The sequence below is a fragment of the Phycisphaeraceae bacterium genome, assembly GCA_040222855.1.
In the GTDB taxonomy this organism is placed as follows: domain Bacteria; phylum Planctomycetota; class Phycisphaerae; order Phycisphaerales; family Phycisphaeraceae; genus Mucisphaera.
In genome coordinates this window covers 1-1013 of record JAVKCD010000006.1, presented here as the reverse complement: position 1 = coordinate 1013, position 1013 = coordinate 1, and the positions used below count along the sequence as shown (strand labels likewise).

General features: G+C 63.1%; 1 protein-coding gene. It reads left to right on the top strand.

From position 1 onward, the window contains the following. Positions 1-44: 44 nt before the first annotated feature. A partial coding sequence (locus RIG82_03245) for an LLM class flavin-dependent oxidoreductase (GenBank protein MEQ9459956.1) occupies positions 45-1013 on the top strand: 969 nt, incomplete at its 3' end.

Here is a 1013-nt window from a genome sequence, read left to right as displayed (position 1 = left end):
GGAAAGCTCGCGTTGTCGAGCGCTGACAGAGAAGGAAAGTGACCATGAAATTCGGGCTCCTACTGCCGCACTTCGGCGAGCACGCCAGCAAGGACAAGCTTCTCGAGGGCTCGATCCTCGCCGAGAAGATGGGCTTTGACTCGGTGTGGGTCCGTGACCACCTCGTCTTCGAGCCGCACGGTGAGATGGAGAAGCCGAACCGCACGTTCTACGACGCGATGACGACCCTCACCGCGATCGGCGCAGTGACCGAGAAGATCGAGCTCGGCACCGGTTCGCTCATCCCGTTCCGCCACCCGCTGTTGACCGCGCTGATGGCCGGCACCATGACCCAACTTGTCGGGGACCGACTCATTCTGGGCTTCGGTGCGGGCACCTTCGATCACGAGTTCGAGGCCATCGGTTGGGGTGACCTCGATCGCGTGGAGATGGTGAAGTCGAACGCCGAGATCCTCAAGCGGGTGTTCACCGAGAACGACGTCACCTACGACGATGGCATTTTCTCCTTCGAGAACGTCACGATCGAGCCCAAGCCGGTCGGCGGGCGGATCCCGTTCTGGTACTGCGGTGCAACGCCCCGCTCGGCGCGTCTCGCCGTCGAATACGCCGATGGCTGGATGCCCGGACGCATCTCGATGGGAACCCTCGACAAGCGCATCTCCACGATGCGGGAGCTCTCCGCTGAGGCGGGTCGCGCGACGCCGACCGTGGCCGTCATTCCTCCCACGAGCATCGAGTCCACGCGCGAGGAGGCGCTCAAGCACGTCAACATCCCCGGCTTGCTGGCCTGGGCCAACAAGGCCAAGTTCGCGGTCAAGCCGCCGTCGGGTACCTTCGAGACCGTCGAGGATCTGGAGGGCCAGTTGATTGTTGGCAACCCCGAGCAGGCGGTCGAAGAGCTGAAGAAGTTCGAGGCTCTGGGGGTCGAGCACCTGGTGTTCGACTTCCGCTTCAAGTTCGACCGGTACTTCGAGCAGATCGAACTCCTCGGCACCGAGGTCATCCCCAAGATG